The sequence below is a fragment of the Planctomycetia bacterium genome, from assembly GCA_034440135.1.
Taxonomy (GTDB): Bacteria; Planctomycetota; Planctomycetia; order Pirellulales; family JALHLM01; genus JALHLM01.
The window spans coordinates 1-2708 of sequence record JAWXBP010000202.1; the positions used below are offsets into that span (position 1 = coordinate 1).

Consider the following 2708-nt stretch of genomic DNA (forward strand, 5'->3'; position numbering starts at 1 on the left):
GCGCGGCTCGATCTCCGCCGAGCACGGCGTCGGCCAGCAGAAGCGCGAAGCGATCAAGGCGCGGAAATCCCCGGTGGAGATGGAGTTGATGCAGCGCGTAAAGGACGCGCTCGACCCGCAGGGGATCATGAATCCGGGCAAGGTGCTGTAGAGGGCAATGCTGCCAATATTGGGGTAAAGGCCGCTTCTGTATTGACTGTCCGGTTAAATTGCTGCCATACCGCTCTGCGCTAATCATCGCCGCCATAACCGGCAAGATCGACCTCCACGGCACCATCGCAGATAATGCGCCGTCAGCCCTAGACCTACCGCGACCCAGGAAATGGCCGAGCAAAGCATCAGCATCAATCCGGAACTGATTCGCTGGGCGGTCGCGCGCTCCGGGCGCAGCGCGGCCACGCTCGCGTGCACGCTGCCGAAGATCGCCGAATGGGAACTCGGACTGACACAGCCCACGCTGAGCCAACTGGAAAAGCTGGCGAAGAAGACGTGGACGCCGTTGGGCTATTTCTTCCTTCCCGAGCCGCCGGAAGAACGGCTGCCCGTCACCGACTTTCGCACAGTCCGCGACAAGCCGATCCCTCGCCTCAGCCCGAACCTGATCGACACCCTCCACACGATGCAGCGAAGGCAGGCATGGATGCGCGAGTATCTGCTCGAGATGGGGCACGAGCCCCTGCCGTTTATAGGGTCGGCGAGAACGTCCGACGAGATCAGTGCAGTCGCCCAAAGAATCCGCCGCATTCTCGGAATAGCGGACGGCTGGGCAAGCCTGATCTCCACGTGGACCGAGGCACTCTCGGTGTTGCGCGAGGCAGCCGAGGCGGCGGGCATCATGGTGATCATCAACGGCGTAGTCGGCAACAACACCAAGCGGAAACTCGACCCGGACGAGTTCCGCGGCTTCGTCCTCTCGGATGCCCACGCTCCGCTTGTGTTTCTCAACGGCTCGGATGCGCGCTCGGCGCAGATGTTCACCCTCGCGCACGAACTCGTGCACCTGTGGATGAACGAAGGCGGGTTGTTCAACCTGCCGGAGCTTCGAGCGTCCTCGCACAAGATCGAGCAGTTCTGCAACAAAGTCGCCGCGGAGTTCCTGGTGCCGGCGCGGGAACTCAAACGCTTCTGGCCCGAAGTAAAGAGCAACCCCGAACCGTTCCAAGCGATTGCCCGCCACTTCAAGGTCAGCCCGATCGTCGCTGCCCGGCGTGCGCTCGATCTCGGCCTCATCGGATCGCAGGCGTTTTTCGAATTCTTTAACGCCTACCAGGATGACGAACGAAGGAAGGCGGCGGCCAAGAAGGGTGGCGGGGATTTTTACAACAACCAGAATGTCCGGGTTGGAAAGCGCTTCGCCCGGACCGTAATGCACGCAGCCAAGGAGGGACGCCTGCTATATCGCGACGCATACAGCCTGACAGGCCTCAACGGCGCGACGTTCGACAAATACGCAAAAGCCCTGGGTATGAGCGTCTGACATGGCGAAGCGCCTGCGCTACCTCGTCGATGCGAACGTACTCATGGAGGCAAAGCGGCGCTACTACCGGTTCGCTCTGTGCCCGGGTTTCTGGGAATGCCTCGTTTGGCAGCACAAGCAAGGCCTCGTGAGCAGTATTGACAAGGTCCGAAAGGAGATCGAGGAAGGCCGGGACGACCTGACTCAATGGGTCAAGAAAGAATGTCCTAAAACCTTCTTTGCCGAAAGCACCGGCCGGTCAGTGGCACAGGAGTACGGCAAGGCTATGGTCTGGGTCCAGGCGCATGCACGTTACTCCGATGCGGCCAAAGCCAAATTTGCATTGGCTGCGGACGGATGGCTGGTTGCACACGCCAAGGTGAACAACCTCGTCGTCGTAACGCTCGAAGCACCGGCCCCGGAATCTCGCGCGGAAGTCAAAATTCCGGACGTGTGCGATCAGTTCGGCGTCAAGTACGCGGATACGTTCGAGATGTTGGAGGCCATGAACACGAGATTTACCTGGGAACCGCAGTCGAGACTGCGCCTGTCGCGATGAGAACGGGGCAGCGATGAGCCAGACGACCGAAAAGGCACTCGAGGCCTACGGATGTCGAGCATGTTCCTGCTGCCGCTCGATCGCATCTACACGATCGTCAACGTAGGCGGTCGAAGCGCGTCAATCGGCGGCGGAGATGGATATCATGCAGCGGGTGAAGGACGCGCTGGATCCGCAGATGGTCATGAATCCCGGCAAGGCGCTGTAGTGGCGATTGCTGCCAATATTGGAGCTGAGCCCGCTCCTGGCTTTGTTTTCCGGTTAAATTACTGCCATTCACTCCCCCGAAGAAGGCGCAGGAACGAATGAAATGGCGGTAGCCGTGTCGAGGATCGAAAGCCACGTCTGCGGCGGCGAATCCGCCACGACGATTTTGTAAGCGAGGTGCTGGAAGTGGATGGCCGCCGGGTGCGGGTGGAGCGTTTTCCGGCGCAGGTGTGCACACGTTGCGCAGAGCCGGCAGTCTTGATGAACTCGCGGTTCGCGGCGCTGCTCAATAATCTTCGCCGGCTATCGGCCAGATGACGCTTATAAGCTACACTGCGCAGGCATGACCGACATCGCCGTCCTCCACTACCAGAGGACGGAAGGCCAGATTCCGTACCGGGAATGGATCGAATCGCTTGCCGACAATACCGTTCGTGCCGCGGTGCTCGCGAGAGTCGATCGGCTGGCTTTCGGCAATTTCGGGGA

General features: G+C 60.4%; 3 protein-coding genes. All 3 read left to right on the forward strand.

Annotated features, from left to right (window positions below; all coding sequences use genetic code 11):
* A partial coding sequence (locus SGJ19_11800) for an FAD-linked oxidase C-terminal domain-containing protein (GenBank protein MDZ4780928.1) occupies positions 1 to 151 on the forward strand: 151 nt, incomplete at its 5' end.
* A gap of 171 nt (positions 152 to 322) precedes the next feature.
* Positions 323 to 1477 (forward strand): ImmA/IrrE family metallo-endopeptidase, encoded by a 1155-nt coding sequence (locus SGJ19_11805; GenBank protein ID MDZ4780929.1) that lies wholly within the window; start codon positions 323 to 325, stop codon positions 1475 to 1477.
* A 1-nt stretch (position 1478) separates the two neighbouring features.
* Positions 1479 to 2015 (forward strand): DUF4411 family protein, encoded by a 537-nt coding sequence (locus SGJ19_11810; GenBank protein MDZ4780930.1) that lies wholly within the window; start codon positions 1479 to 1481, stop codon positions 2013 to 2015.
* Positions 2016 to 2708: the final 693 nt, after the last annotated feature.